The 26,049-nt window shown below is 71.1% G+C and carries 26 protein-coding genes; 8 read left to right on the forward strand and 18 right to left on the reverse strand.

The genetic code is table 11. The features are described 5' to 3' along the window. The first annotated feature begins 4 nt into the window (after window positions 1–4). Window positions 5–1,378, forward strand: coding sequence for a mycothione reductase (gene mtr / locus RR3_RS13920; protein WP_064066631.1), 1,374 nt, complete (start codon window positions 5–7; stop codon window positions 1,376–1,378). Window positions 1,379–1,436: 58 nt separating this feature from the next. Here the strand turns inward: mtr and RR3_RS13925 are convergent, their stop codons facing one another. The 3 genes from RR3_RS13925 to RR3_RS13935 all read right to left on the reverse strand — a co-directional run bounded on the left by RR3_RS13925 (window position 1,437) and on the right by RR3_RS13935 (window position 4,638). Next, window positions 1,437–2,003 carry a hypothetical protein gene (locus RR3_RS13925; RefSeq protein ID WP_064066630.1) on the reverse strand — a complete coding sequence of 189 codons (567 nt, stop codon included), beginning with the start codon at window positions 2,001–2,003 and terminating at the stop codon, window positions 1,437–1,439. A 48-nt stretch (window positions 2,004–2,051) separates the two neighbouring features. Continuing rightward, entirely contained in the window at window positions 2,052–2,909 is an 858-nt protein-coding gene (gene map, locus RR3_RS13930; RefSeq protein ID WP_010592724.1) for a type I methionyl aminopeptidase, read from the reverse strand. 70 nt (window positions 2,910–2,979) lie between these two features. Further along, entirely contained in the window at window positions 2,980–4,638 is a 1,659-nt protein-coding gene (locus tag RR3_RS13935; protein ID WP_040271845.1) for an AMP-binding protein, read from the reverse strand. Between the two features lie 106 nt (window positions 4,639–4,744). On the opposite strand from RR3_RS13935, the gene RR3_RS13940 reads away from it, so the two are divergent. Next, window positions 4,745–5,605, forward strand: a complete 861-nt coding sequence (locus RR3_RS13940) for a helix-turn-helix transcriptional regulator (protein ID WP_010592726.1) — start codon at window positions 4,745–4,747, stop codon at window positions 5,603–5,605. Window positions 5,606–5,645: 40 nt separating this feature from the next. Here RR3_RS13940 and RR3_RS13945 read toward each other — a convergent pair whose 3' ends face one another. From RR3_RS13945 to dxr, 5 genes are all read right to left on the reverse strand, one after another. Next, on the reverse strand, window positions 5,646–7,487 hold the full coding sequence (locus RR3_RS13945; protein ID WP_010592727.1) for a penicillin-binding transpeptidase domain-containing protein: 1,842 nt from the start codon (window positions 7,485–7,487) through the stop codon (window positions 5,646–5,648). Between the two features lie 67 nt (window positions 7,488–7,554). Then, a complete protein-coding gene (locus RR3_RS13950; RefSeq protein WP_017680563.1) occupies window positions 7,555–8,391 on the reverse strand; it encodes a GNAT family N-acetyltransferase in 837 nt (278 codons plus the stop codon). A gap of 84 nt (window positions 8,392–8,475) precedes the next feature. Next, the gene (gene ispG, locus RR3_RS13955) at window positions 8,476–9,630 is read right to left on the reverse strand and encodes a flavodoxin-dependent (E)-4-hydroxy-3-methylbut-2-enyl-diphosphate synthase (protein ID WP_010592729.1); all 1,155 of its coding nucleotides are present in this window, start codon (window positions 9,628–9,630) and stop codon (window positions 8,476–8,478) included. A 45-nt stretch (window positions 9,631–9,675) separates the two neighbouring features. Further along, window positions 9,676–10,893: a M50 family metallopeptidase gene (locus RR3_RS13960; RefSeq protein WP_010592730.1), complete on the reverse strand. Its 1,218-nt coding sequence runs from the start codon at window positions 10,891–10,893 to the stop codon at window positions 9,676–9,678. A 15-nt stretch (window positions 10,894–10,908) separates the two neighbouring features. Beyond that, on the reverse strand, window positions 10,909–12,072 hold the full coding sequence (gene dxr / locus RR3_RS13965) for a 1-deoxy-D-xylulose-5-phosphate reductoisomerase (protein WP_064066629.1): 1,164 nt from the start codon (window positions 12,070–12,072) through the stop codon (window positions 10,909–10,911). 142 nt (window positions 12,073–12,214) lie between these two features. On the opposite strand from dxr, the gene RR3_RS13970 reads away from it, so the two are divergent. Next, entirely contained in the window at window positions 12,215–12,460 is a 246-nt protein-coding gene (locus RR3_RS13970) for a DUF2631 domain-containing protein (RefSeq protein WP_010592732.1), read from the forward strand. 78 nt (window positions 12,461–12,538) lie between these two features. On the opposite strand, the gene rlmN is transcribed toward RR3_RS13970, so the two are convergent. Further along, entirely contained in the window at window positions 12,539–13,648 is a 1,110-nt protein-coding gene (gene rlmN / locus RR3_RS13975; protein ID WP_010592733.1) for a dual-specificity RNA methyltransferase RlmN, read from the reverse strand. A gap of 87 nt (window positions 13,649–13,735) precedes the next feature. Between rlmN and RR3_RS13980 the strand changes: the two genes are divergently transcribed. Both RR3_RS13980 and RR3_RS13985 read left to right on the forward strand, forming a co-directional pair. Next, complete coding sequence (locus tag RR3_RS13980) at window positions 13,736–14,104, forward strand: LapA family protein (RefSeq protein ID WP_040271831.1); 369 nt, start codon at window positions 13,736–13,738, stop codon at window positions 14,102–14,104. 105 nt (window positions 14,105–14,209) lie between these two features. Further along, window positions 14,210–15,070, forward strand: coding sequence for an HpcH/HpaI aldolase/citrate lyase family protein (locus RR3_RS13985; RefSeq protein ID WP_017680559.1), 861 nt, complete (start codon window positions 14,210–14,212; stop codon window positions 15,068–15,070). A gap of 48 nt (window positions 15,071–15,118) precedes the next feature. On the opposite strand, the gene RR3_RS13990 is transcribed toward RR3_RS13985, so the two are convergent. The 6 genes from RR3_RS13990 to rpsB form a co-directional block, all read right to left on the reverse strand. Next, window positions 15,119–15,817, reverse strand: a complete 699-nt coding sequence (locus RR3_RS13990; protein ID WP_064066628.1) for a class I SAM-dependent methyltransferase — start codon at window positions 15,815–15,817, stop codon at window positions 15,119–15,121. 37 nt (window positions 15,818–15,854) lie between these two features. Beyond that, the gene (locus tag RR3_RS13995; protein ID WP_010592738.1) at window positions 15,855–16,817 is read right to left on the reverse strand and encodes a phosphatidate cytidylyltransferase; all 963 of its coding nucleotides are present in this window, start codon (window positions 16,815–16,817) and stop codon (window positions 15,855–15,857) included. 2 nt (window positions 16,818–16,819) lie between these two features. Continuing rightward, complete coding sequence (frr, locus tag RR3_RS14000) at window positions 16,820–17,377, reverse strand: ribosome recycling factor (protein ID WP_006937444.1); 558 nt, start codon at window positions 17,375–17,377, stop codon at window positions 16,820–16,822. Window positions 17,378–17,405: 28 nt separating this feature from the next. Beyond that, window positions 17,406–18,134, reverse strand: coding sequence for a UMP kinase (gene pyrH, locus RR3_RS14005; RefSeq protein WP_003939001.1), 729 nt, complete (start codon window positions 18,132–18,134; stop codon window positions 17,406–17,408). A 161-nt stretch (window positions 18,135–18,295) separates the two neighbouring features. Continuing rightward, the gene (tsf, locus tag RR3_RS14010) at window positions 18,296–19,120 is read right to left on the reverse strand and encodes a translation elongation factor Ts (protein WP_064066627.1); all 825 of its coding nucleotides are present in this window, start codon (window positions 19,118–19,120) and stop codon (window positions 18,296–18,298) included. 159 nt (window positions 19,121–19,279) lie between these two features. After that, the gene (rpsB, locus tag RR3_RS14015; RefSeq protein WP_003939003.1) at window positions 19,280–20,113 is read right to left on the reverse strand and encodes a 30S ribosomal protein S2; all 834 of its coding nucleotides are present in this window, start codon (window positions 20,111–20,113) and stop codon (window positions 19,280–19,282) included. Window positions 20,114–20,434: 321 nt separating this feature from the next. Here rpsB and RR3_RS14020 point away from each other — a divergent pair, with 321 nt between their 5' ends. Then, window positions 20,435–20,983 (forward strand): M23 family metallopeptidase, encoded by a 549-nt coding sequence (locus RR3_RS14020; protein WP_064066184.1) that lies wholly within the window; start codon window positions 20,435–20,437, stop codon window positions 20,981–20,983. Here RR3_RS14020 and RR3_RS14025 read toward each other — a convergent pair. Together RR3_RS14025 and RR3_RS14030 are read right to left on the reverse strand one after the other, a co-directional pair. Continuing rightward, a complete protein-coding gene (locus tag RR3_RS14025) occupies window positions 20,938–22,194 on the reverse strand; it encodes a nucleotide-binding protein (RefSeq protein ID WP_108754917.1) in 1,257 nt (418 codons plus the stop codon). The two genes, RR3_RS14020 and RR3_RS14025, sit on opposite strands and share 46 nt — an antisense overlap. Before the next feature lie 495 nt (window positions 22,195–22,689). Beyond that, the gene (locus RR3_RS14030; protein ID WP_017680556.1) at window positions 22,690–23,616 is read right to left on the reverse strand and encodes a tyrosine recombinase XerC; all 927 of its coding nucleotides are present in this window, start codon (window positions 23,614–23,616) and stop codon (window positions 22,690–22,692) included. A gap of 97 nt (window positions 23,617–23,713) precedes the next feature. Here RR3_RS14030 and RR3_RS14035 point away from each other — a divergent pair, with 97 nt between their 5' ends. Further along, window positions 23,714–24,874: a multidrug effflux MFS transporter gene (locus RR3_RS14035; RefSeq protein ID WP_017680555.1), complete on the forward strand. Its 1,161-nt coding sequence runs from the start codon at window positions 23,714–23,716 to the stop codon at window positions 24,872–24,874. A gap of 6 nt (window positions 24,875–24,880) precedes the next feature. Here RR3_RS14035 and RR3_RS14040 read toward each other — a convergent pair whose 3' ends face one another. Continuing rightward, window positions 24,881–25,675, reverse strand: coding sequence for a siderophore-interacting protein (locus tag RR3_RS14040; protein WP_064066183.1), 795 nt, complete (start codon window positions 25,673–25,675; stop codon window positions 24,881–24,883). A gap of 135 nt (window positions 25,676–25,810) precedes the next feature. Here RR3_RS14040 and RR3_RS14045 point away from each other — a divergent pair, with 135 nt between their 5' ends. After that, window positions 25,811–26,047: a hypothetical protein gene (locus RR3_RS14045; protein ID WP_225222748.1), complete on the forward strand. Its 237-nt coding sequence runs from the start codon at window positions 25,811–25,813 to the stop codon at window positions 26,045–26,047. The last annotated feature ends 2 nt before the right edge of the window (window positions 26,048–26,049 follow it).

Genomic DNA, 26,049 nt, shown 5'->3' on the forward strand with positions numbered 1-26,049 from the left:
AACAGTGAGTCACTACGACCTGGCCATCATCGGCACCGGCTCCGGAAACTCGATCCTCGACGAGCGATTCGACGGCCGGAAGGTGGCGATCCTCGAGCAGGGCACCTTCGGTGGCACCTGCCTCAACGTCGGCTGCATCCCCACCAAGATGTACGTCTATGCGGCGGAGGTCGCGCAGACCGTGCGCAAGGCCGCGAAGTACGGTGTCGACGCGACGATCGACGGGGTCCGGTGGAGCGACATCGTCGACCGGGTGTTCGGCCGGATCGACCCGATCGCGGCCGGCGGCGACCGCTACCGCACCGAGGACTGCGCGAACGTCACCGTCCACCGCGGGCACGCCCGGTTCGTGGGCGAGCGCACCCTCGACACCGGCACGGGCGAGATCATCACCGCCGACCAGGTCGTCGTCGCAGCGGGCGCGCGTCCGGCGATCCCGCAGGAGGTACTCGACGGCGGGGTCCGCTACTACACCAACGACGACATCATGCGGCTGCCGAAACTGCCGGAATCGCTGGTGATCCTCGGCTCCGGGTTCATCGCGATGGAGTTCGCCCACGTCTTCTCCGCCCTGGGCACCCGGGTGTCGGTGCTCGCCCGCACCGGTCAGTTGCTGCGGCACCTCGACCACGACCTCGCCGAGCACTTCACCGGCCTGGCCACCGACCGGTGGGACGTGCACCTGTCCAACCCCGCGACGGCGTTCCGTCCCGTCGGCGACGGCGTCGAGGTGGAACTGGCCGACGGCACCACCGTCAGCGGCGACGCGCTGCTCGTCGCGGTCGGCCGGACACCCAACGGGGACGCACTCGACGCCGCCGCGGGCGGCATCGCGCTGCACGACGACGGCCGGATCGTCGTCGACGAGTTCCAGCGCACCACCGCGCGCGGGGTCTTCGCGCTCGGCGACGTCTCGTCGCCGCACCAGCTCAAGCACGTCGCCAATCACGAGGCCCGCGTCGTACAGCACAACCTGCTCCACGACGCGTGGGGCAAGGACGTCTCGGTCCTGCGCCGCTCGGACCATCGGTTCGTGCCGTCCGCGGTCTTCACCGACCCGCAGATCGCGACGGTCGGCCTGACCGAGGAACAGGCCCGCGCCCAGGGCTACGACGTCGCGGTGAAGATCCAGTACTACGGCGACGTCGCGTACGGCTGGGCGATGGAGGACACCGAGGGTTTCTGCAAGGTGATCGCCGACCGCACCACGGGCAAGCTGCTCGGCGCGCACATCCTGGGCGCCCAGGCGTCGTCGGTGATCCAGCCGCTGATCCAGGCCATGAGCTTCGGTCTCACCGCCCGGGAGACGGCCACCGGACAGTACTGGATCCACCCGGCCCTGCCGGAACTGGTCGAGAACGCTCTCCTCGGGTTGTGATCGGTGTGTCCTTTGGGCGGCTCCCACCGCCCAAAGGACACACCGGCGGCGAAGCCGCCTACCAGCTGCCGGTGCGCAGGGCGATCGCGCTGGCCAGTTCCGCCGGCGCCTCGGCCGGGATGTTGGCCACTCCGCTCAGTTCGACGACGCGGAACTCCGACAGGACGTACCGCATCGAGGCGTCGGCTTCCGGGCGGCGCGCGGCGCTGCCCACGAGCACGGTGGTGGGCACCTCGGCGGGGGCGGCGTCCGCGTCCCGTACGACGCCCTCGACGTCCGGCACCGCCGGGTGGCCCCGGTCGGCGACCACGAGGCTGGCGAACCGGCCGAACCGGCCCGAGGCGGCCGCCCACGCCAGCTCCGCTCCAGCCCCACTGCCGACGAGGTGCACCCACGGCAACTGCAGGGCGTCGAGCAATGCGTGCACGCCCGCGACGTCGAGACCCTCGATGGTCTCCGGTACGAACGTACGCAGATCCGAATGGTGCAGCCGCGTGCACACCGCGTCGTAGACGTCGGCGGATTCCCCGGCGCCGGGCAGCAGCAGCACCGCGTGCCGGCTCTCGGGGCCGTCGATTCGCACGGTGAAGGTGCCGGCCGGGATCGCCACGTCAGTCGGTTCCATGCCGAAGCACGGTACGCGACAAGACGATGCGCCCGGCACCCGGCCGCGTCACGGCAGCGTGAGGATATCCGCTCCGCTGTCGGTGACGACGATGGTGTGCTCGAACTGGGCGGTCCACTTGCGGTCCTTGGTGACCACGGTCCAGCCGTCGTCCCAGATCTCGTAGTCCACGGTGCCGAGGTTGATCATCGGCTCGATCGTGAACACCATTCCCGGCTCGAGCACGGTGTCGACGGACGGCTGGTCGTAGTGCAGGATCACCAGCCCGTTGTGGAACGTCTCGCCGATGCCGTGACCGGTGAAGTCACGCACCACCCCGTACCCGAACCGGTTCGCGTACGACTCGATGACCCGGCCGACGACGTTGAGCGCCCGGCCCGGCTTGACCGCCTTGATCGCCCGCATCGTCGCCTCACGGGTCCGTTCGACCAGCAGGCGGTGCTCCTCGGAGACCTCGCCCGCCAGGAACGTGGCATTGGTGTCACCGTGCACTCCCCCGATGTAGGCGGTGACGTCGATGTTGACGATGTCGCCGTCCTCGAGCACCGTCGAATCCGGGATGCCGTGGCAGATCACCTCGTTCAGCGACGTGCAGCACGACTTGGTGAAGCCCTTGTACCCCAGCGTCGAGGGATACGCGCCGTGGTCGCACATGTATTCGTGCGCGATCCGGTCCAGTTCGTCGGTGGTCACGCCCGGCGCGACGGCCTTGCCCGCCTCGGCCAGGGCCTGCGCGGCGATGCGGCCGGCGACCCGCATCTTCTCGATGGTCTCCGGGGTCTGCACCCACGGCTCGTGCCCTTCGTTCGCCGTCGGCTTCCACGCGTACTCCGGTCGCTCGATCCCGTTGGGGACGGCGCGGACGGGTGAGACGGTTCCGGGGACGAGTGCGGTGCGAACAGGCATGGTCACCAGGATAGGCCCCGACCGACGGGGGGCGACGCGGCGCCGGCCGCGCCGCCCCCACGCGGGCGGCTCAGCCCTGACGCAGGATGTAGCGCTGGATCTTGCCGCTGGGCGTCTTCGGCAGCTGCGGCACGAAGTGCACGGTCCGCGGGTAGGCGTGCGCCGCGAACTTGCGCTTGACCAGCTGCTGCAGCTCCACCTCGAGCTCGTCGGTGCCGTCGACGCCGTCGCGCAGCACCACGAACGCTTCGAGCACCTCGCCGCGCAGCTGGTCGGGCATGCCGACGACGGCGGCCTCGACGACGTGCTCGTGCATCACCAGCACGCTCTCGACGTCGAACGGGCCGATCCGGTAGCCCGCCATGATGATCACGTCGTCGTCGCGGGCGGAGAAGTAGAAGAACCCGTCCTCGTCGACCTGTCCGGCGTCGCCGGTGAGGTACCAGCGGCCGTCCTCGGTGAACCGCTGCGCGGTCTTCTCCGGCGCGTCCACGTACCCCGTGAACCACAGCAGGGGGCTGGCGTGGGTGTCGATCGCCACCCGTCCGGGCACGCCGGGGGCGGCGATGTCGTCGGAGTCGTCCGAGAGCACGGCGCAGGACCACCCGGGCAGGGGCTTACCCATCGATCCGGGCCGCACTTCTTCGCGCAGCCCGTCCGCCCACGCGTTGACGACGAACATGCCGTGCTCGGTCTGGCCGTAGTGGTCGCGCACGATCACGCCGAGGGTCTGCTCGGACCATGCCACGACGTCCGGGGTGAGCGGCTCGCCGGCGGACGAGGCGCGCCGCAGCGAGACCGACTCCGGCACGGGCGCCGAGTCCGCCCGCAGGCTGCGGTAGACGGTGGGCGCGGCCGCGAAGTTGGTGACCCCGAACTTCTCCATCACCTGCCAGGTGAGGGCGGCGGAGAACCCGGCGTGCAGCAGCAGGCTGCGCACACCGGCGGCCAGCGGCGCGAGCAGCGCGTAGTAGAGCCCGTACGCCCAGCCGGGATCGGCGGCGTTCCAGAACACGTCGTCCTCACGCACGTCGAGGCCGAAGTCCAGGTAGGCGTGGAACGACGCGAGCGCCCGCACCGGCACCGGCACCCCCTTCGGGGTGCCGGTCGTGCCGGAGGTGAACAGCTGCACGAGCCCGCCGTGCCCACCGACGGCGACCGCGGCGCCGCGCGGATCGTCCGCATCGTGCGAGGCCACCAGGTCGGCGAAGCGGACGCCGATGCCGGCGGTGCCGGCCTCGGCGGGACCGGCAACGACGATCTGCCACGGCGCGTCGGCGGGGATGTCCTCGCCGGGCGCGAGCTTGCCGACCTGGTCCGCGTCGGCGACGACGACCTTCGCCCCGCTGGCCTGCAGCCGGAAGCCGATCGCCGGGGGTGCGAAGGCGGTGAACAACGGCACGTGCACGGCACCGCGACGCCAGATGCCGAGCAGCGCCACCACCAGGTCCGCGGACTTGCCCATCAGGGTGGCGACATGGTCGCCCGGCTCGACGCCGAGATCGGCCAGGGCCGCGGCGAACCGGGAGGACTGCTCACGCAGCTCGCCGAAGGTCAGGTCGGTCGCGGTCAGATCCGCCTCGACCACTGTGAACGCGACGGCGTCCGCGGGATGCCCGTCGCACAGCAGCTGTGCGGCACACGCGTCGGCGGTGTCGTAGCGGTCCAGCAGTTCCCGCACCCGTGCCTCCTGCCCGGAATGCGCACGCGCGGTGGTCTCGGTGGTCATCGAATCCGTCCTCTCGTGAAGCGCCCCGGGGTGAACGTCCCGAGGATCGATTCCTTTATGATCCAGGTCACACGTCCGTCCCGATACCCCCGGAAAGGGGTGACCGATGGCGCCGGCCGGCACCTCGCCTCTCCTTCGTCCCCGCGACAGCGACGCCCTGCGCGGGGAGCTTCGCCGTACCGCGGCGGAGGCCCTGATCCCCGTCGTGTTCGCCGGGGAGGTCCGCGACGGGAACCTGCACCTGACCGAGTTCTTCGGCACCCGCACCAACGCTCTCGAGGGGGTCGTGGTGCCGCCGCGGGCCGGTCTGGGCGGCCTCGTGGTGGACCGGGCCCGGCCGGCGACGGTGCCGGACTACGGCCGGTCGTCGTCGATCACCCACCACTTCGATCGGCCGGTCCTCGGCGAGGGGCTGCGCTCGATCCTCGCGGTGCCGGTGATGGTGAGCGGGGCGGCTCGTGCCGTGCTCTACGGCGCGATCCGGGAGTGTTCACCGCTCGGCGACCGCGCGGTGGGAGCCTTCGTGCAGGCGGCGCGACGGCTCAGCAGCGAGATCGCCGTCCGGGACGAGGTGGACCGGCGGCTGGCGATGCTCGGCTCCCTCGACCGCCCGGCCGAGAGCCCGGTCGCGGCCGCCCAGATCCGGGACGTGCACGCAGAACTGCGCGGTCTCGCCCAGTGCGTCGAGGATGCCGGCCTGCAGCGTAAGCTGCGGGACCTGTCGGACCGGCTGGCCGGGGCGCTCGGCGGCGCGGCACCGCTCCAGAGCGACGTGGTGCTCTCGCCGCGCGAGACCGACGTGCTCGCGCACGTGGCGCTGGGATGCACCAACGCCGAGATCGCCGACCGGCTGTCGGTGGGCCCGGAGACGGTCAAGAGCTACCTGCGCAGCGCGATGGGCAAGCTCGACGCCCACACCCGGCACGAGGCCGTCGTGTCGGCGCGACGCCTGGGGCTGCTGCCCTGACCGGCGGCCGGTGGGCTCTCCCGCGGCGCGCCCGGGCCGGTCAGTAGCCCTCCGGCAGCGCCGCGAACATGTCGCGGGTGACGGCGACGGCGTTGTCGGAGCTGCCGCCGCGCACGACGAGCGTCGCGAAGGCCAGGTCACCGCGATATCCGACGAACCATGCGTGGGAGCCGCCCGCGACCTCGGCCTCACCCGTCTTGCCGTACACCTCGCCCTGGTCGCGAATCCGGTCGGCGGTACCGCTGGTGATCACCAGGCGCATCATGCCGCGCAGGCCGTCGACCATCTCCGGGGTGACCGGCGGCCGGTCGCCGGTGACGACGGTCTCGCGTCCCTGCAGCAGGTAGGGCACGGGTGCGCTGCCGTGCGCGACGGTCGCCGCGGCCAGGGCCATCCCGAACGGGCTGACGACGACCCTGCCCTGACCGAAGCCGTCCTCGGCGCGCTGGACCAGGTCCTCCGCGGGCGGCACCGATCCGGAGAACGTGGGCATGCCCACCACGTCGTACTCGGGTCCGATGCCGAACTGCGCGGCCGCGACGGTGAGGGCGTCGGGCGCCATCTCGGAGGCGAGTTTGGCGAACGAGGTGTTGCACGAGCGCGCGAACGCCGTCGCCATCGGCACGGTGCCGACCGAGAATTCGTTGTAGTTCGGAACACTGCGCTCGCCGATCGTGATCCGGCCCGGGCAGGCCACCATGGTGCCCGGTCCCGCGAGCCCGCTGGAGATGGCGGCACCCGAGGTGATGATCTTGAAGGTGGAGCCGGGCGGGTACTGTCCGGCCAGCGCGACCGGCCCGTCGCGGTCGGCGGCCTTGTTCTGCGCGACGGCGAGGACCGCGCCGGTGGACGCCTCGATCACCACCATCATCGCCTGTTCCGTGCGGGCGTCGACGGCGGCCTGCGCCGCCACCTGGATGGGACGGTCCAGGCTGACGGAGAAGGACGGCGCGGGTTCGGGCGGCGTCTCGGTGAGGACCCCGGTGTCGACACCGTTCTGGTTGACCGCGACGACGCTCCACCCGGCCTTGCCGTCCACCTCGTCGATCACGGTCTTCTTGACCTGGCCGACGAGGTCGGGGGCGAAGGTACGGTCGGTGGCGACGAGATCGGCCTGCTCGGTGATCGTGACCCCGGGCACCGCCGCGAGGGTGTCGGCGACGCGTTCGTAGTCCTCCTCACGCAGCCGCACGACCGAGTAGGCGCCGTCGGCGGCGGTCGCGGTCTCGGCGATCGACTGCGCGGTCAGCGACGGGTCGAACTCGGTCAGCGCCGCCGACAGCGCCCGCGCCGCGGCCCGGACATCGCCCGCCTGCGCCGCATCGAAACCGATTCCGTAGACGATGCCCGGAACGAGCACGTCCGAGCCGGAATGCTCGTTGACGCGGGCACGCGGGGCGGGATTGGTCCGCAGCTGCATCCGCTGCCGGTCCCCGAGCTGGGGATGCAGGTTCGACCGCGTCCAGCGCACCACCCAGTCCTCGCCGCTGCGGCCCATGTTCATCTGCCCGGAGTACCGCCACACGCGCTCGCCGGGCAGGTCCCACTCGTAGACGTAGGTGACGGTCGCGGTGTCCCCGTCGATCCGCACCCCGTCGGTGTCCACCTCGAGACCCTCCGCCTGCAGCCCCGTCCACGTCGCCGCGAGCGCCTCCTCGGCCGAGTCGGGACGATCGGTCAGGGCAGCGGCCGCAGCGAAGTCCCGCTCGGCGAAGTCGGTGAGGAACTCCTGTGCGGCAGGCTCCGGTCCGGCGGGTTTGGGGGTGCATGCCACGACGCCGCCGGCCAATGCGACGGCGGCTGCCAGGATCGGCAGGAGCCGACGCGGTGCCTGGACGAACCGGACGGACGGGACCGGGGCGCAGACGGGTCGAGTTCTCATCGCCGTCATCGTAGGACCGGTGGCACCCGGGATCGGGGAGGCGACACGGCCCGGACGGAGCGGCCCCTCAGTCCAGCAGAACCGTGCAGAAGGTCGCGACCTGCCGGAAGCCGATCCGGGCGTACGCCGCGCGAGCGCGGTGATTGAAGCTGTTGACGTACAGGCTCGGCAGCCGGCCACCGGCGGTGACGGCGGCGGCGACGGCCGCGGTGCCGGTCGAGCCGAGGCCGGCGTCGCGCCTGCCGGGGTCCACCCACACGCCCTGGATCTGCCCCACAGACGAGGACTGGGAGCCGATCTCGGCCTTGAACACCACCCGGCCGTGCTCGAAGCGGGCCCATGCGCGTCCGGTGGCGATCAGGCTCTGCACCCGGCGGCGGTATCCCGCTCCGCCGTCACCCGCGCACGGATCCACACCGACCTCCTCGCGGAACATCGCGATCGCGGCCGGCATGTAGGCGTCGATCTCGTCCGGTCGCACGCGCCGCACCAGCGGGTCGGGGACGACGAGGGGTTCCCGGTCGAGCACCAGCAGCGGTTGCTCGGCCCGCACCTCGCGGGCGGGACCCCATTCCGGCTGCAGGACCTCCCACATCGGCAAGGCGAGTTCGGCACGGCCGACGAGCGACGAGCACAGGCGGGGGCCGCGGGCGGCGCGGTCCGCGAAGGCATGCAGGTCGTCGCGATCGCCGAGCAGCGGGACGAGGTTCGCCCCCGAGAAGCACAGCGACTCGTCGGGTCCGCCCCGGCTCCACATGTCACCGCCGACGGCGCGGGAGTCGAGGCCGTACTCCTCGATCCGGCCGGCCACCATGCACGCCGCCACCGGATCGCGGGCCAGCACCCGCAGCACGTGTGCGGTGTCACGGCCGCCGAGAGACCGGACTCCCAGAAGCTTGAGCACGTCCCACCACCTGTCGACTGCGGATACGCACTCAGACTGCCAGAAGCCGGGGCCGCGCGGGAGTCCTGTGCCCGCCGAACCGGTTCAGCCGACCGAGACCACCGGGTTTCCGGTGCCGGCGTCGCCTTCCATCTCCTCGGCGATGCGCATGGCCTCCTCGATGAGGGTCTCGACGATCTGGGCCTCGGGGACGGTCTTGACGACCTTGCCCTTGACGAAGATCTGGCCCTTGCCGTTGCCGGACGCGACGCCGAGGTCGGCCTCGCGTGCCTCACCGGGGCCGTTGACGACGCAGCCCATGACCGCGACGCGCAGCGGCACCTCCATGCCCTGAAGGCCTGCGGTGACCTCGTCGGCGAGGGTGTAGACGTCGACCTGCGCGCGGCCGCACGACGGGCAGGAGACGATCTCGAGCTTGCGCGGCCGCAGGTTCAGCGACTGCAGGATCTGGGTGCCGACCTTGATCTCCTCGGCGGGCGGCGCCGACAGCGACACCCGGATGGTGTCGCCGATGCCCTCGCTGAGCAGCGCACCGAACGCGACGGCCGACTTGATCGTGCCCTGGAAGGCGGGCCCTGCCTCGGTCACACCCAGATGCAGCGGGTAGTCGCACTGCGCGGCGAGCTGACGGTAGGCCTCGACCATCACGACGGGGTCGTTGTGCTTGACCGAGATCTTGAGGTCGCCGAAGCCGTGCTCCTCGAACAGGCTCGCCTCCCACAGCGCGGACTCGACGAGCGCCTCGGGCGTGGCCTTGCCGTACTTGCTCAGGATGCGCGGATCCAGCGAGCCGGCGTTGACTCCGATACGGATCGGAATGCCCGCGGCGCCGGCGGCTTTGGCGACCTCCTTCACGCGGCCGTCGAACTCCTTGATGTTGCCGGGGTTGACGCGCACGGCGGCGCAGCCGGCGTCGATGGCGGCGAAGATGTAGCGCGGCTGGAAGTGGATGTCCGCGATGACCGGGATCTGGCTCTTCTTCGCGATCGCGGCGAGCGCGTCGGCGTCCTCCTGCCGCGGGCACGCGACCCGGACGATGTCGCAACCGGACGCGGTGAGCTCCGCGATCTGCTGCAACGTCGCGTTGACGTCGTGCGTCTTGGTGGTGCACATCGACTGCACCGACACCGGGTGGTCGCTGCCCACGCCGACGTCGCCGACCATGAGCTGACGGGTCTTGCGCCGGGGCGCGAGGACGGCGGGAACTTCGGGCATGCCCAAACCGACGGGGCTGGTCACGTTTCGCCTTCTTTCGTAGCTACGCGGCAATTCTAGCGGTGTGGGTCAGAACAGCTGGATGGGGTTGACGATGTCCGCGGTGAGTGTCAACAGCATGAACGCGCCGCCGATGAGGACGAACACGTAGGTGACGGGCAGCAGCTTCGTGTAGTCGACCGGGCCGCCGACCGGCAGCCCGCGCAGCCCGCGGATCCAGTTGCGGACCTTCTCGTACACGACGACGGCGATGTGGCCGCCGTCGAGCGGCAGCAGCGGGAGCAGGTTGAACATGCCCAGGAAGAAGTTCAGCTGGGCGAGCAGCAGGACGAACATCTGCCAGATGCCCCGCTCGGCGACCTGCCCACCGATGACGGAGGCACCGACCACGCTGATCGGGGTGTCGGGGTCGCGTTCGCCGCCCGTCACCGACTCCCACAGCGCCCCCACCTTGCTGGGCAGGTCGGCGAGGGCCTGCGCGGTGAGCACGAACATGTCGCCGGTGAATTGCAGCGTGCCGCCCACTGCGGTGAACGCGTTGTATTCGGTGACGGACGGCGGCGCGGCCACCCCGATGGCGCTGACGGTCTCCGAGGTGATCGCGCCCGTCTCGGGATCCTGCACCCAGCGCTGGGCGGACTGGACCGGCACCGGGATCGTCAACGTGCGACCGTCGCGCTCGACGACGAAATCCACCGTGCCGGTCGCGGCGCGGGTGACCTCGACCAGGTCCGCGAATGTCGCGACCTCGGTGCCGCCGACGGAGACGACGACGTCCCCGACTTCGAGGCCGGCGGCAGCGGCCGGACCCGGCCCGCTGCACGGCGCGAGCTCGTAGCCCCCGGATTCACCGGCCTGGGTCGGTGCGACGCACGAGAGCTCCCCGATCTCCGCCGGGGTCTCCCCCAGCCGCGGCAGACCCCACGCCACGGCGAGCCCGAAGATCAGCACCATGCCGAGGAGGAAGTTCATCGCGATGCCGCCGGACATCACCACCACGCGCTTCCATGCCTTCTGCTTGAACATGGCGCGCTCGTGCTCGTCGGGAGCCAGCTCGTCGAGCGCCGTCATGCCCGCGATGTCGCAGAAGCCGCCCGCCGGGATCGCCTTGAGGCCGTACTCGGTCTCACCGCGCCGGAACGAGTACAGCCGCGGCCCGAACCCGATGTAGTAGCGCCGCACCTTCATGCCGAGGCGCTGCGCGGTCCACATGTGCCCGGCCTCGTGCAGGGCGATGGATACGGCGATGCCGAGGGCGAACAGCACGACGCCCAGAACGAACATCATCGGTGGCCGGTCCTCCTACTTCACGAGCGCGCGGGCTCGGTCCCGAGCCCAGCCGTCGGCGGCGAGCACATCTTCCACGGTAGCGGGTGCCGCGGACCAGGCGTCGGCGTCGGCCAGCACCGCCGCCACCGTGCGCACGATCCCGGGGAACGGCAGCGCCCCCGCCAGGAAAGCCTCCGCGGCCACCTCGTTCGCGGCGTTGTACACCGCGGTCAGGCATCCGCCGGCCACCCCGGCGGCCCGGGCGAGTTCGATCGCGGGGAAGACGTCGTGATCCACGGGTTCGAACTCCCACGTCGAGGCGGTCGTGAAGTCGAGGGCCGGCGCCGCGTCCGCGATCCGGTGCGGCCAGCCCAGCGCGAGCGCGATCGGCAGCTTCATCGACGGCGGCGACGCCTGGGCCAGCGTGGACCCGTCGGTGAAGGTGACCATCGAGTGCACGATCGACTGCGGGTGCACGGTGACGTCGATCCGGTCGTAGCCGATGCCGAACAACAGGTGCGTCTCGATCAGTTCCAGGCCCTTGTTCACCAGCGTCGCCGAGTTCAGGGTGTTCATCGGGCCCATCGACCAGGTCGGGTGGGCGCCGGCCTGCTCGGGGGTGACCGACTCGAGCCGTTCGGCCGTCCAGCCGCGGAACGGACCACCCGAGGCGGTCAGCACGAACCGGGCCACCTCGTCGGGGCTGCCGCCGCGCAGGCACTGGGCCAGCGCCGAGTGCTCCGAGTCCACCGGCACGATCTGCCCCGGGGCCGCGGCGGCGGTGACCAGTGCGCCGCCCGCGACGAGCGACTCCTTGTTGGCCAGCGCCAGGCGTGCGCCCGTCGCCAGTGCGGCCAGGGTCGGCTCCAGCCCGAGGGATCCGACGAGGGCGTTGAGCACCACGTCGGCCTCCACGTCGCGCACCAACCTCGTCACCGCCTCCGGCCCGCTGCGGACCTGCAGGCCCGGGAGGTCGAGGCGCGCGGCGGCCTGTGCGTTCGCGACGGCCACCTCGGTCACACCGGTGACGCGGATCTGTTCGGCGAGCAGATCGATGTTGCCACCACCGGCGGCGAGACCGACCACCTCGAACCGGTCGCGGTTGGCGGCGATCACCTCGAGTGCCTGGGTGCCGATGGAGCCGGTGCTGCCGAGCAGCAGGACACGGGTGCGGGAGCTGGGTTGCGAGTCGGCCACGCCGACATTGTTCCCGACCGTCCTGAGGGGAGGCTGAATCACCCGCCCGGCGCGCGGGAGCGCGCCCCCACTTCGTACGACGGGCGGTCGTATGTCACGATTGGCCCAACAGCGAAGATCTTTGCGACCAGGAGGACAAGCGGTGGCCGGTACCGAGTTGAAGACCACTGGCGTCGACACGGCCGAGGTGCCGTCGGCGGAGTGGGGCTGGAGTGGCGAGGCGCCCCGCCTGTTCCGTTTCATGGGCTGGCTCATCGCCCTGTTCCTGCTGGCGATGATCATCGGCAACCACAACGGCAACGTCGAGAACTGGTTCCTGATCGGTTTCGCCGCGCTGCTCGTCGCCATCCTGGTGCGCGACATCGTCCAGCGCCGGCGCCGCAGGTAGCCGCACGTCCCCACAGCAACACCGAAGGGTCCGCCCGGTTCGTCCCGGGCGGACCCTTCGCTTGCCGCGAGTCCGTGTTCAGTTCTCGGCGGCGAGCTGGCCGCAGGCTGCCGCGATCTCCTGGCCCCGGGTGTCCCGCACGGTGCACGAGACCCCCTGAGCCTGGACGCGACGAACGAACTCGCGCTCGACCGGCTTCGGGCTGGCGTCCCATTCGCTGCCCGGCGTCGGGTTGAGCGGGATCAGGTTCACGTGCACCAGCGGGCCGAGCGCCTTGTGCAGCTTCTTGCCCAGCATGTCCGCCCGCCACGGCTGGTCGTTGACGTCGCGGATCAGGGCGTACTCGACGGAGACACGGCGACCGGTCCGGTCGGCGTAGTAGCGCGCGGCGTCGAGCACCTCGGCGACGGGCCAGCGGTTGTTGACCGGCACCAGCGTGTCGCGCAGTTCGTCGTCCGGCGTGTGCAGCGACACGGCGAGGGTCACGTGCAGTCCCTCGTCGGCCAGCCGGCGGATCGCCGGCGCCAGACCGACGGTGGAGACGGTGACCGACCGCTGCGACAGGCCCAGTCCCTCCGGCGGCGGGGCGGTGATGCGCCGCACCGCGGCCACCACCCGCTTGTAGTTCGCCAGCGGCTCCCCCATCCCCATGAATACCACGTTGGACAGACGACCCGGTCCCCCGGCCACGTCACCGTCGCGCAGGGCCGCGGCCGCGGCGCGCACCTGATCGACGATCTCGGCGGTGGACAGGTTCCGATCCAGGCCGCCCTGGCCGGTCGCGCAGAACGGGCAGGCCATCCCGCAGCCGGCCTGGCTCGAGATGCACAGGGTGGCGCGGTCGGGGTAGCGCATGAGCACACTCTCGAGGAGGGTGCCGTCCCCGGCGCGCCACAGCGTCTTGCGGGTCTCGCCGCCGTCGCACGCCACGTGCTTGACCGGTGTCAGCAACGCGGGGAAGAACGCCGCCCCCACCTGCTCGCGCACCTTCGCCGGCAGATCCGTCATCTTCTCCGGATCGGCCTCGAGCCGCCCGTAGTAGTGCCGGGCCAGCTGATCGGCCCGGAAGGCCGGCAGGCCCAGTTCACGCACGGCCGCCCGGCGCTGCTCGGCGTCGAGGTCGGCGAGGTGACGCGGCGGCATACCGCGTTTGGGCGCGTCGAAAACCAGGGGAAGAGAGGAGGGCATAATGACCCATTATCCATTACGGCGGCGGAGCCGGTCTTCCTCGCCGAATACGGTGTGCAGCGGCAGCCGGAGCGAGATGATCGATCCATGACCGACCGCCCCGCGAATCTGCCCGATCCGGTACCGGACCTGCCCGGCGGGGATCGGCCCGACCGGCAGGGCTCGACGAAGGCCACGCCCGATTCCGACCTCCGTCCCGCGCCGGAGATTCCCCTCGACCGCAGCCGCGCGGCATCGACGTGGACCGGCCTGGTCATCGGTGTTCTGGTCCTGATCCTGCTGCTCGTGTTCATCCTGCAGAACCTCGACTCGGTCACCATGGAACTGTTCGCCTGGGAGTTCACCCTGCCGCTGGGGGTGAGCCTGCTGCTGTCGGCCATCGCGGGAGCCCTCGTCATGGCGCTGGCGGGCGGTGTGCGGATCCTGCAGATCAAGCGTGCCGCGAAGCGGCGGTGACACAGCGCCGCCCAGCGGCGGGTGACGAACACAACGCACCCAATCTCCCCAACGCGGCGACAAGAGGGCACCCTGGAGACAAGACCTTCACCCGAGGAGCCTGACGTGACCGCCCACCTGGATGCCCCCGCCTCCGCCACCGTCGCACCCGAGCTCGCCCGATCCTGGCTGCTCGTTCCGGGCACCGCCCCGGAGCGCTTCGCGGCGGCTGCCGCGTCCGCAGCCGATGCCGTGATCCTCGACCTCGAGGACGCCGTGCCGGCGGCCGGCAAAGCCGCCGCACGGGGTCACGTCGTCGAATGGCTGCGCGGCGGTGGCCGTGCCTGGGTGCGGATCAACGACGCCACCACCGTGCACTGGGCCGACGATCTCGCCGCGCTCGCCGCGGTTCCCGGCCTGCAGGGCGTGATGCTCGCCAAGACCGAAAGCGGCCAGCAGGTCGACGCCACCGCCGCTCAGTTGCCGCCCGGAACCCGCATCCTCGTGCTCATCGAGTCGGCGGTGGGCCTCGAGGCCACGCCCGAGATCGCCCGCGCCGACGGGACGTTCCGGCTGGCTTTCGGCAGCGGCGACTTCCGCCGCGACACCGGAATGGACGACTCCCCGCTCGCGATGGCGTACCCGCGTTCCCGCCTGGTCGTGTCGAGCCGGGCGGCCCGCCTGCCCGGTCCCGTCGACGGACCGTCGCTGACCGACGACCCCGAGGTTCTCGAGCGGGAGGCGAAGCTGACCGCCTCCATGGGAATGACCGGGAAGCTGTGCATGACCCCGGCCCGGGCACCGTTCGCCAACGCCGCCCTGAGCCCCAGTTCCGACGAGGTCGGCTGGGCCCGCGACGTGATCGACACACTCGGGGAGGACGGCCGCGGTGTGCGCGACGGCAGTGACCTGCCCCGCCTGGCCAAGGCCAAGAGGATCAGCGAACTGGCCCGGGTGTTCCGCATCCGGGGCACCCACCACCGGTAGGTTCGCGGCCCCGGCAGGTTCGCGACCCCCGGCAGGTTCACGGCACGGTCAGGCGATCTCCAGTCCCCGGGGCTTGCGGCGCACGTGCAGCCGGTAGCGCACCGTGAGGGCGGTGCCTGCCGTGCCACGCACCGCACGCTCGGCAACCTGGGGGCCGAACTCGATGCCGAGTACGCGCTCGAGCGTGGCGCGGTCCGGGAAACGCCACTCCGTGTCGAGCCGGCGCAGGTCGAAACCTTGGGCGTCGAAGAACGCCTCGACTGTGCGCGGGTCGTAGTGCGGCAGGTCCGCGCGCATCCATTCGCCGTACGGATGGGCGGTCGCGTCGAGATCGACGATCGCGAGGGCGCCGCCGGGCCGCAGCACGCGCATCGCCTCGGCGATACCTGCCCCGCACCCGGGACCGAAGAAGTACGCGGTACGGGCGTGCACGAGGTCCACGCTGCTGTCCGCGAGCGGCAGGTGCTCGGCCGAACCGGTCTGCACTCGCACGCCCGGTTGGCCCCGCATCCGTCGCCGTGCCAGTTCCACCAGCGGCGGGTGCGGTTCGACACCGGTCACGGTGCGCGCCGCGGCCGCGAACATCGGCAGGTGGAAGCCGGTGCCGCAGCCCACGTCGACCACGTCCCGACCGGCCCAGTCGTATGCCTCGCGCAGCGCCGTGTACACGACGCCGTGGACGTCCTGGGCGCGGTTCTCTTCCTCGTAGACCTCCGGCCAGTGCCAGATGTTGGGGCTGGGCACCACCCCGTGCGTGTCGGACCGCTGCCTTCTCGTCACCGGCCTAGACGAAGGCCCCGAGGACGAGCCAGGTGACGAACGCGGACGGCAGGATGGAGTCCAGCCGATCCATGATCCCGCCGTGGCCGGGCAGCAGGGTGCCCATGTCCTTGATGCCGAGATCCCGTTTGACCTGCGACTCGATCAGGTCGCTCGCCGTGGCCGTGGCGGCGAGCACGACGCCGAGGAGCACACCGATCCACCAGGCGGCGTCGAGCAGCAGGGTCACCGTGAGCACACCGGCGACGGTGCAGGCGAGAACCGAGCCGCCGAAACCCTCCCAGGACTTCTTCGGGCTGATCGCGGGCGCCATCGGGTGCTTGCCGAACAGCACCCCGGACGCGTATCCGCCGACGTCGGATGCGACGCACACGATCATCAGGCAGAACACCCGGGCGGCACCGTCGTCCTCGAGGACCATCAGCGTCGCGAACGACGCGAGGAAAGGTACCCATGCCGCGGTGAAGACGGTGACCGCGGTGTCGCGCAGGTAGTTGCGGGGCCGGCCGCGCAGTCCGCGGTCGAACAGCCGCCACAGCATCGACACGACGGTGGTGCCGGCGAAGGCGCCGAGCACGCCGGTGGTGCCGTAGGGCCAGCCGAGCCAGATCATCGCCTGCCCCCCGACCAGGAGCGGGACCCGGGGAACCAGGACGTCCGCCTCACGCAGGCGCTTGGTGACCTCCCAGGTGGCGATCGCGATGGCCACCGCGACGACGAGGAGCCAGGCCTTGGGGGCGAACGCGAGCACGCCGATGACGAGGCCACCGAGCCCGGCGCCCACGCCCACGGCGGCGGGCAGGTTCCGGCCGGCGCGGGACGCCTTCTTCTCCGGCTCCGCGGCAGGGGTCGGATCGGGCCGGCCCGGCGGGACCTCGGTGCCCGCCTTCGCGGCGTCGGCCGCCGAGTCGGCGTCGGTGACGCCCAGGGGGAGCTGCGGATCGGACGACCCGGCGGCGGTACCCACGGTTAAACCTCCAGCAGCTCGGCTTCCTTGTGCTTGACCAGCTCGTCGATCTGCGCCACGTACTTCGCCGTGGTCTTGTCGAGCTCCTTTTCCGCGCGGGTGACGTCGTCCTCGCCGGCCTCGCCGTCCTTCTGGATGCGGTGCAGCTCCTCCATCGCCTTCCGTCGCACGTTGCGCACGGACACCTTGGCGTCCTCGCCCTTGGCCTTGGCCTGCTTGACCAGCTCGCGGCGGCGTTCCTCGGTCAGCTGCGGGATGGAGATGCGGATCAGGGACCCGTCGTTGGTCGGATTGACGCCCAGGTCGGAGTTGCGGATCGCGGTCTCGATCGGGCCGAGCTGCGAGGCCTCGTAGGGTTTGACGACCACCATGCGCGCCTCGGGGACGTTGATGCTGGCCATCTGCGTGACCGGGGTGGGCGCGCCGTAGTAGTCGACGACGATCCTGGAGAACATGCCGGGGTTCGCGCGGCCGGTGCGGATGGATCCGAGATCGTCCTTGGCCACCGTGACGGCCTTTTCCATCTTCTCCTCGGCTTCGAAGAGAGCTTCATCGATCACGGCTGTTCCTCCATGTTCCGTTGTCCGTTCATGACCGTACGAGTGTTCCGATCTTCTCACCGGCGACAGCCCGAGCGATATTCCCCTCGGTGAGCAGGTTGAAGACCATGATCGGCATGTCGTTGTCCATGCAGAGACTGAAGGCGGTCGCATCCGCGACCTTGAGGCCCTTCTCGATGACCTCGCGGTGGGTGATCTCGGTGAACAGGGTCGCGTCGGCGTCGATCCGGGGGTCGGCCGAGTAGACCCCGTCGACGGCCTTGGCCATCAGGACCACCTCCGCGCCGATCTCGAGGGCGCGCTGCGCGGCGGTGGTGTCGGTGGAGAAGTACGGCATGCCCATGCCGGCACCGAAGATCACCACGCGGCCCTTCTCGAGATGCCGGCGGGCACGCAGCGGCAGGTACGGCTCGGCGACCTGCCCCATCGTGATAGCGGTCTGGACGCGGGTGTCCACGCCCTGCTTCTCCAGGAAATCCTGCAACGCAAGGGAATTCATTACCGTGCCGAGCATGCCCATGTAGTCGGAGCGAGCGCGGTCGAGACCGCGCTGCTGCAGTTCGGCGCCCCGGAAGAAGTTGCCGCCGCCGATGACCACCGCCACCTCCACCCCGGAGCGGACGACCTCGGCGATCTCCTCGGCCACGGTCGTCACCACGTCCGGGTCGAGACCGACCTTGCCCCCGCCGAACATCTCCCCGCCGAGCTTGAGCAGCACCCGACGGAAACCGGGACGTTCCTGGGCGTGTTCGGACATGGTTCTCCTCGGGTCGAGCGGTGGGTCGGCCCTTTCATCCTGCCTCATCCGACCCCGTGGAACCGAGACGGGGGCGCGAGTGTCCGATCGGCCCGATATCGGGTCGCCGACGCGCCTCGACCCCGCCGGCGAGCGCCGACGGGGTCGAGGAAACGAGAGGTCTAGCTGCCGCCGACCTCGAAACGCACGAAGCGCGACACGGTGGCACCGGCATCGTCGAGCAGCGCCTTGACGGTCTTCTTCGAGTCCGTCACCGAGGCCTGCTCGAGCAGCACGACGTCCTTGAAGAAGCCGTTGAGCCGACCCTCGACGATCTTCGGCAGGGCGGCCTCCGGCTTGCCCTCGTTCTTGGCGGTCTCCTCCGCGATGCGGCGCTCGTTCTCGACCGTGTCGGCCGGAACCTCGTCGCGGGAGAGGTACTTCGCCTTCAGCGCGGCGACCTGCATCGCGGCGGCACGGGCGGCCTCTGCGGCGGCGTCACCCTCACCGGAGTACTCGACGAGCACGCCGACAGCCGGCGGCAGGTCGGACGCACGCTTGTGCAGGTACACCGCGACGGGGCCGTCGAAGACGGCGAGACGGCGCAGCTCGAGCTTCTCGCCGATCTTGGCGGAGAGCTCCTGCACGAGGGTGTCGACGGTCTTGCCGTCGACCTCGACGGCCTTGAGGGCCTCGAGGTCGGCCGGCTCGGCCTCGGCCGCAGCGGTGACGATCTTCTCGGCGAGAGCCTGGAACTCGTCGTTCTTGGCGACGAAGTCGGTCTCGGAGTTGAGCTCGATGAGCACGCCGTTCTTCGCGGCGACCAGGCCCTCGGCGGTGGAGCGCTCGGCGCGCTTGCCCACGTCCTTGGCGCCCTTGATGCGCAGCTGCTCGACGGCCTTGTCGAAGTCGCCGTCGTTGTCGGCGAGGGCGTTCTTGCACGCCAGCATTCCGGAGCCGGTGAGCTCACGCAGACGCTTGACGTCGGCGGCGGTGTAGTTCGCCATGGGAAGCGAGCCTCCTGTGTCTGTTGTGCGCGATGGGTGCTCGCGCGGAAGTTTCCTCTGATGCGGCTCGGTCGCGTGCGGGTGCACTGATGCGGCGCGGTCGCGTGCGACGGCCCCGACCATGATCTCAGGATCTACCGGTCGGGGCCGCGCATCGGATCAGGCTTCGGCGGAGGGCGCCGCGTCGGCGGCGGGGGCCTCGGCTTCGGCGGCCGGGGTGGCCTGCGCGAGCAGCTCCTGCTCCCACTCGGCGAGCGGCTCGCCGGCGCCGGCCTCCGGCTTGGCGTCCTTGTCGGCGCTCTGGCCGGCGCGGGCCTGCACGCCCTCGGCGACGGCGGAGGCGACGACCTTGGTCAGCAGCGCAGCCGAACGGATCGCATCGTCGTTGCCCGGGATCGGGTAGTCGACGACGTCGGGATCGCAGTTGGTGTCGAGGATCGCGACGACCGGGATGTTCAGCTTGCGGGCCTCGCCGACGGCGATGTGCTCCTTGTTGGTGTCGACGACCCAGATCGCCGACGGCACCTTGGCCATGTCGCGGATGCCACCGAGGGTGCGCTCGAGCTTGGTCTTCTCACGCGTGAGCATGAGGATTTCCTTCTTGGTGCGACCCTCGAACCCACCGGTCTGCTCCATCGACTCCAGCTCCTTCAGGCGCTGCAGGCGCTTGTGGACGGTGGAGAAGTTGGTGAGCATGCCGCCGAGCCAGCGCTGGTTCACGTAGGGCATCCCGACCCGGGTGGCCTCTTCCGCGATGGACTCCTGCGCCTGCTTCTTGGTGCCGACGAACAGCACGGTGCCACCGTGGGCGACCGTCTCCTTGATGAACTCGTACGCCTTGTCGATGTACGTCAGGGTCTGCTGCAGGTCGATGATGTAGATGCCGTTGCGGTCGGTGAAGATGAACCGCTTCATCTTCGGGTTCCAGCGACGGGTCTGGTGACCGAAGTGGGCGCCGCTGTCGAGCAGCTGCTTCATTGTTACGACAGCCATGGCTGTTCTCTCTTTCGGTTCGGTTGCCGCGGGAGATCGGGTGATCCCCGCCCTGGCGTCCGCATGCCCGTCGGACCCTTGCGGGACCGGCCGACGGCCAATTTCCGATGGCGCCCGGAGCACCGGGCGGCGATCAGCGCGCGGACGCGCGAAGTCGATCTGCGAACACAGACCGCTCGAACAGTGTACGGCCTTGCCCTGCGGGAACCACAACTGCCTGATCAGCGGGCCGGTTCGGACGATCTGTGGACGAATCGGAGGGTTGTCCACAATGCCGGGCAGACTCTGTCCGTCGCGGGCACCGCCCGGCACGCTGGGCGGATGAAGATCACCGGGATCGCCGTCCTGACCGCGCTCGCCACACTGGCGGGGTCGGTTCCCGCCGCGGCGTCCCCCCGCGAGTTCGGCTGGCCGCTGCAGCCACGGCCGGCGGTGGCCCGCCCCTTCGACGGTCCCGAGCACGACTGGCTTCCCGGGCACCGGGGCGCCGACCTCGCCGGCCGGCCCGGGCAGCCGGTGCTCGCCGCCGGTGCCGGCGTGGTGGTGTTCGCGGGGACCGTCGCCGGCAAACCCGTGGTCTCGGTGGAGCACGCCGGCGGGCTGCGCACCACCTACGAGCCGGTGACCGCGACGGTCACCGCCGGCCGGCGCGTGGAACGGGGGGACCCGCTCGGCACCCTCGAACCGGGCCACGAGGGTTGCCCCGCGGTGGCCTGCCTGCACTGGGGTCTGCGCCGAGGCCGCGACGACTACCTCGACCCGTTGCCGCTCGTGCGGTCGGTGATCCGTCTCGAGCCCGTGTCCGGGCGCGGCGGTGGGACCGCTCAGGCGCGCCCGCGGCTCGGCTCCGGGCGGCGGTCCGCGGCGTGACGTCCCGACACCGCGGCGAAGTCGTCGGCGACCATGGCGGCGAGTTCGAGGAAGGCGCGACGAGTGGCGGGCCGGAGCAGAGCGAGGTCGATCTCGGCCCCCTCGGCGAGGTGCTCGTCGAACGGCACCACCTGCACGGCCCGGCACCGCGCGAGGAAGTGGCCCGTCAGTGCCTGCATGTCGATGTTGGTGGCCCCGGGCCGGGCAGCGCTGATCACCACGACGGTGCGCTCGACGAGCGCCCCGAAACCGTGGTGCTGCAACCAGTCGAGCGTCGCTGCAGCGCTCCGGGCCCCGTCGATCGCCGGGGATGCGACGAGCACGAGTGCGTGGGCGAGATCGAGCACCCCCCGCATCGCCGAATGCATGATGCCCGTGCCGCAGTCGGTGAGGACGACGTTGTAGTACACCCGCAGGATGTCCACGACGCGGCGGTAGTCGTCCTCGCTGAACGCCTCGGACACGGCCGGGTCGCGTTCGCTCGCAAGCACCTCGAGACGGCTCGGCGCCTGCGACGTGTGCGCGCGGACGTCGGCGTAGCGGGAGATCCGCGGGGCCGCGGCGAGCAGGTCGCGCACCGTGGACTCGGTCTGCTGGGGCACTCGCTGCGCGAGCGTCCCGAAGTCCGGATTCGCGTCGACCGCGATCACGCAGTCCCCCCGCAACGAGGCGAACGTGGAGCCCAGACCGACGGTGGTCGTCGTCTTCCCGACACCGCCCTTGAGGGAGAGCACCGCGATCCGGTAGTCGCCGCTGATCGGCTGCCGGACCCGGTCCCGGAGCTCACGCCGGTACGCCTCGTCGGTCGATTCGCCGGGCGCGAGGATTCCGCCGGTGAGCCGGTGCACGCTGCGCCGCCAACCGGCTGCCGGAGAGCGCCGGGACCGCCGGACCAGGGCGCCGGAGGTCAGGTCGTGATCGGACGGCCGGGGCTCCGGCGCGCCGGACTCCACCGTGCCGGTTTCCCGGCGGTGTCCTGGGGTGGAATGCCCGGGAGGGGTCGACGACGTCGGGCGTTCGGGATCGTCCGCCGCTCGCAGGGGTGACCCGGCGGCGTCCGCGCCGGGCGTGGGTGGACGCGGTGCGGGCTCGGTGCGGTGATGTTCCCCCGGACCGTTCTGCCCCGCCGCCTCCTCCGGACCGGTCGCAGTCGCGGGCCCGGCCACCGCGGCGTCGGCGGGTTGTCCGGTGACAACCGGTTCCGGCACCACCGGTTCTGTTGTTGCGGCTTCGAGGGCGGGTTCCGGGTCCGCAGGTTCGGGCTCCCCAGGTTCGGGGTCCCCAGGTTCGGGGGTGACGGGTTCGGGGGTGACAGGTTCGACACGGGACGGTTCGGGAACCGCTGCATCGACGATCCGCGCTTCGGGCACAGATGCGGGACGTTCTCGAGGAGGCATGCCGAACGGGACCGACGGCACCGGATCCGGCAGACCCGTCGACCGGTCCACCTCGACGGGCGCGGGCCGGGACGGCGGATGTACAGGCTGCGCAGGCGGCTCCGGCTGCGCAGGCAGCTCCGGATGCGCAGGCAGCACGACCGCACGGTCGCCACCCCGTCGCCTTCCGCGGCGGCCGACCGGCGCCGGTTCGTCCCGAAGCCAGGCAGGCAGAGCGTGCGTCGACTCCTCGTGTCCCACAATTCCCCCCGGATTGCGCAGCAGGTGCGGCGGCGACCGTACCAAACCTCGGGTTCGTCGTCGCCCGGGTCACGCCCGCGGATGCGCCTGTTCGTGCGCCGCCCTCAGCCGCGCTACCGACACATGGGTGTAGAGCTGGGTCGTCGCGAGGCTCGCATGTCCGAGCAACTCCTGCACCACCCGCAGGTCGGCCCCGCCCTCGAGCAGATGGGTGGCGGCGCTGTGCCGCAGCCCGTGCGGCGCGAGGTCGGGCGCGCCGGGGACCGCGGCCACGTTCTCGTGCACCACGGAACGGACCTGGCGCGGGCCCAGCCGCCCGCCGCGTGCACCGAGCAGAAGTGCGGGCCCGGAGTCCGGGCGCGCGAGGGCGGGCCGTCCGCTGTGCAGCCACGCGTCGAGCGCAGTGGCGGCGGGCGCACCGTACGGCACGGTCCGCTCCCTGTTGCCCTTGCCGAGCACGCGCAGCGCCCGACGATCGGCATCGACGTCGTCGACATCGAGCCCGCACAGCTCCCCGACCCGGATCCCCGTCGCGTACAGCAGCTCCAGCACGAGCCGGTCGCGCAGCGCCACCGGGTCCAGCTCGCGCGCACCGGCTTCCGCAGCCGCCATCACCTCGCATGCCTGGTCGGCCCGCAACACCGGCGGAAGGGTGCGATGGGTGCGGGCCGACACCAGCCGAGCCGCGGGATCGTGGTCGAGCCGGCCGGTGCGGGCCAGCCACGCGCAGAAGGTCCGGGCGGAGGAGGTGCGCCGCGCCAGGGTCGTACGGGCAGCGCCACCCGCGACCTGGTCGGCCAGCCAGGAGCGCAGCACCTCGAGGGTGAGGTCGTCGATCCGCGCATCCGGGTGGCCGGCCTCGAGGTGGGCGAGGAGGGTGCGGATGTCGGTCGTGTACGCGCGGATCGTGTGGGCAGACCGGCCGCCCTGCAGGTCGAGGTGCTCGACGAACTCCTCGAGGTGCACGGCGAGAGGCGGCGGCAGCGCGGTGTCCATGGCCGTCACCGTGCGCCGTGGGTACCGCCCACGCAACCGAACACGCCGATCGGGCCCACACTAAGGTTAGTTCGTGAGTAAAACGATTCCGTTGCCGATGCTGTTCGGTCTGGCACTGCTCTCCGCCACCGCACCGCTGGCCACCGACATGTATCTGCCGGGACTGCCGATCATGTCGGAGAGTCTCGGCACCAGCACGGTCGGCATCCAGCTCACGCTCACCACCTTCATGGCCGGCCTCGGCGTCGGGCAGCTCGTCGTGGGACCGCTCTCCGACGGGTGGGGCAGGCGTCGCCTGCTACTGGCGGGCACCGTCGTCCTCGCCCTGAGCAGCGCCCTGTGCGCGACGGCGCCGACAGTGGAGGTGCTCATCGCGGCGCGCCTGATCCAGGGCTTCAGCGGCGGCACGGGAATCGTGCTGGCGCGCGCGGTGATTGCGGATCGCTCCCGCGGCAACGAGGCCGCCCGCCTGTTCAGCATCATGATGATCATCGGCGGAGTGGCACCGATCGTCGCACCCCTGCTCGGCGGCGTCCTCCTCGGGCCGATCGGTTGGCGCGGCATCTTCTGGGTTCTGACGGGCCTCGCGGTGGTGATGGTCGTCGCGGTGCTCACGGTCGTTCCGGAGACACTGCCGCCCGAACGCCGCCACAGCGGGGGCCTGGCCACGCTCGCCCGCAACTTCGGCACGGTGATCGGCAATCGGCAGTTCGTGGGTTACGCCGCGACGTTCGCGCTCGGCTTCGGCGCCATGTTCTCGTACATCTCCGCGTCACCGTTCGTGGTCCAGGAGGTCCTGGGAATGACGCCGGGACAGTTCTCCCTGATCTTCGCCGTCAACTCGGTGGGCCTCGTCGCAGGCAACATCGTCAACACCCGGCTCATCGGCCGCTTCGAGGTGCGGAACCTGTTGCGGTACGGCGTAGCCCAGATGCTGGCCGCCGGAATCCTGCTGGTGCTCGCGGTCCTGGTCGCGGACACGGCCCGCTGGCTGGTGCTGCCCCTGCTGTTCCTCGTCGTCTCCAGCCTCGGCTTCGTCATGGGCAACGCGACGGCGCTGGCGCAGGGGCAGGTGCCGAAGACGGCGGGCACCGGTTCCGCGGTCATGGGCGCCTCGCAGTTTGGCCTGGCCGCCCTGGTGTCGCCGCTGGTCGGGCTCGGCGGGGAGGACACCGCGCTGCCGATGGCGCTGGCGATCGCGATCTCGGCCGCGCTGTCGATGACCGCACTGCTCACCCTCACCCGCGAACGCCCCTGAGCCCGCTCACCGCGCTTCGGCCGTGGCGAGTTCGCGCTTCCACTCCCGGAAGCCCTCCTCGCTGCGGCCGCGCCGCCAATACCCGGAGATCGACGCGTGTGCCGCCGGAACCCCGCGGGTCTTGCGGACGTACGGCCGCAGGTACTGCATGACGGTCTCCGCTTCCCCGTGGATGAACACGTGCGGGTCTCCCGGCAGCCACTCCGCGCCGGTCACGGCCGAGACCAGGGGCGCGCTCGCGCCGGACAGGTCCGGCCCGGTAGTTCCGGCAGCGGAGCCGCGGTGCAGCCAGGTGACCTCGACTCCGGCGGGCGCCTCGAGGGCGATTTCGTCGTCGGGACCGGCCACCTCGAGGAACACCCGGCCCCGCGCATCCGGAGCCAGGGCTTCGAGCGCCGCGGCGACGGCCGGAATCGCGGTGTCGTCCCCGGCGAGCAGGTGCCAGTCGGCGTCCGGATCCGGACGGTAGGCGCCTCCCGGGCCACGGACCACGACGGTCTGCCCCGGCCGTGCGGACGCCGCCCAAGGGCCGGCGACACCCTGATCGCCGTGGACGACGAAATCGATCGCGATCTGCCCGGCCTCCCGGTCCACAGCCCGCACCGTGTACGTACGCAGGACCGTCTCGCCGTCGGCCTCCAGCTCGAGTTTGACGTACGAATCCGTGTGCGGGCCGGGTTCGAACTCGTCGAACCCGGGACCGCCCAGGTACACCCGCACCAGGTGCGGGGTCAGGCGTTCACTGCCCGTCACCGTCAGGGTCGTCGATCGCGGGGACTTCGGGGCCACGCCCACCTCCATATTTGCTCAGCCTTACCTAACCACTGCAGCGTACGCGTGCCGCTCGTCGCCGGCCACCGCCCCCCGCATCGACGCGACACCACCGGGATCGGCCGATCCGCCGACATCGCCCCGGAATTCCGCCATCGTTGCGGTATGCGAGAAACGATGAACACCGTCACGTCGCAGTACCTGACCAGCCTCGTCGGCGCCCTCGAGGAGACGGACCGCCGGCGCGAGGCGATCGGCGCACAGCTGGCCGAGCTCGAGTACGTCCTACTCCAGACCGGGGAGACCGAGCTCGCGGCCCAGGTGACCCGGGTGCTCGGCGACAAGTACTACAAGCCCATCCTGGCCAAAGCCGAGGAGCTACGCGGGCACGAGCAGTCCTGACG

The sequence above is a fragment of the Rhodococcus ruber NBRC 15591 genome (assembly GCF_001894945.1).
Classification (GTDB): domain Bacteria; phylum Actinomycetota; class Actinomycetes; order Mycobacteriales; family Mycobacteriaceae; genus Rhodococcus; species Rhodococcus ruber.

What these genes read in the sequence shown, in the direction of transcription:
- RR3_RS14020 (WP_064066184.1), top strand. Translation starts at nt 20,435, where the DNA reads ATGAAGATCACCGGGATCGCCGTCCTGACCGCGCTCGCCACACTGGCG.
- rpsB (WP_003939003.1), bottom strand. Translation starts at nt 20,113, where the DNA reads ATGGCTGTCGTAACAATGAAGCAGCTGCTCGACAGCGGCGCCCACTTC.
- RR3_RS14035 (WP_017680555.1), top strand. Translation starts at nt 23,714, where the DNA reads ATGCTGTTCGGTCTGGCACTGCTCTCCGCCACCGCACCGCTGGCCACC.
- RR3_RS14045 (WP_225222748.1), top strand. Translation starts at nt 25,811, where the DNA reads ATGCGAGAAACGATGAACACCGTCACGTCGCAGTACCTGACCAGCCTC.
- RR3_RS13960 (WP_010592730.1), bottom strand. Translation starts at nt 10,893, where the DNA reads ATGATGTTCGTTCTGGGCGTCGTGCTGTTCGCCCTCGGCATCGCCGTA.
- pyrH (WP_003939001.1), bottom strand. Translation starts at nt 18,134, where the DNA reads ATGTCCGAACACGCCCAGGAACGTCCCGGTTTCCGTCGGGTGCTGCTC.
- RR3_RS13925 (WP_064066630.1), bottom strand. Translation starts at nt 2,003, where the DNA reads ATGGAACCGACTGACGTGGCGATCCCGGCCGGCACCTTCACCGTGCGA.
- map (WP_010592724.1), bottom strand. Translation starts at nt 2,909, where the DNA reads ATGCCTGTTCGCACCGCACTCGTCCCCGGAACCGTCTCACCCGTCCGC.
- RR3_RS13945 (WP_010592727.1), bottom strand. Translation starts at nt 7,487, where the DNA reads ATGAGAACTCGACCCGTCTGCGCCCCGGTCCCGTCCGTCCGGTTCGTC.
- RR3_RS13935 (WP_040271845.1), bottom strand. Translation starts at nt 4,638, where the DNA reads ATGACCACCGAGACCACCGCGCGTGCGCATTCCGGGCAGGAGGCACGG.
- RR3_RS14030 (WP_017680556.1), bottom strand. Translation starts at nt 23,616, where the DNA reads ATGGACACCGCGCTGCCGCCGCCTCTCGCCGTGCACCTCGAGGAGTTC.
- RR3_RS13940 (WP_010592726.1), top strand. Translation starts at nt 4,745, where the DNA reads ATGGCGCCGGCCGGCACCTCGCCTCTCCTTCGTCCCCGCGACAGCGAC.
- RR3_RS13980 (WP_040271831.1), top strand. Translation starts at nt 13,736, where the DNA reads ATGACCGACCGCCCCGCGAATCTGCCCGATCCGGTACCGGACCTGCCC.
- tsf (WP_064066627.1), bottom strand. Translation starts at nt 19,120, where the DNA reads ATGGCGAACTACACCGCCGCCGACGTCAAGCGTCTGCGTGAGCTCACC.
- RR3_RS14040 (WP_064066183.1), bottom strand. Translation starts at nt 25,675, where the DNA reads ATGGAGGTGGGCGTGGCCCCGAAGTCCCCGCGATCGACGACCCTGACG.
- rlmN (WP_010592733.1), bottom strand. Translation starts at nt 13,648, where the DNA reads ATGCCCTCCTCTCTTCCCCTGGTTTTCGACGCGCCCAAACGCGGTATG.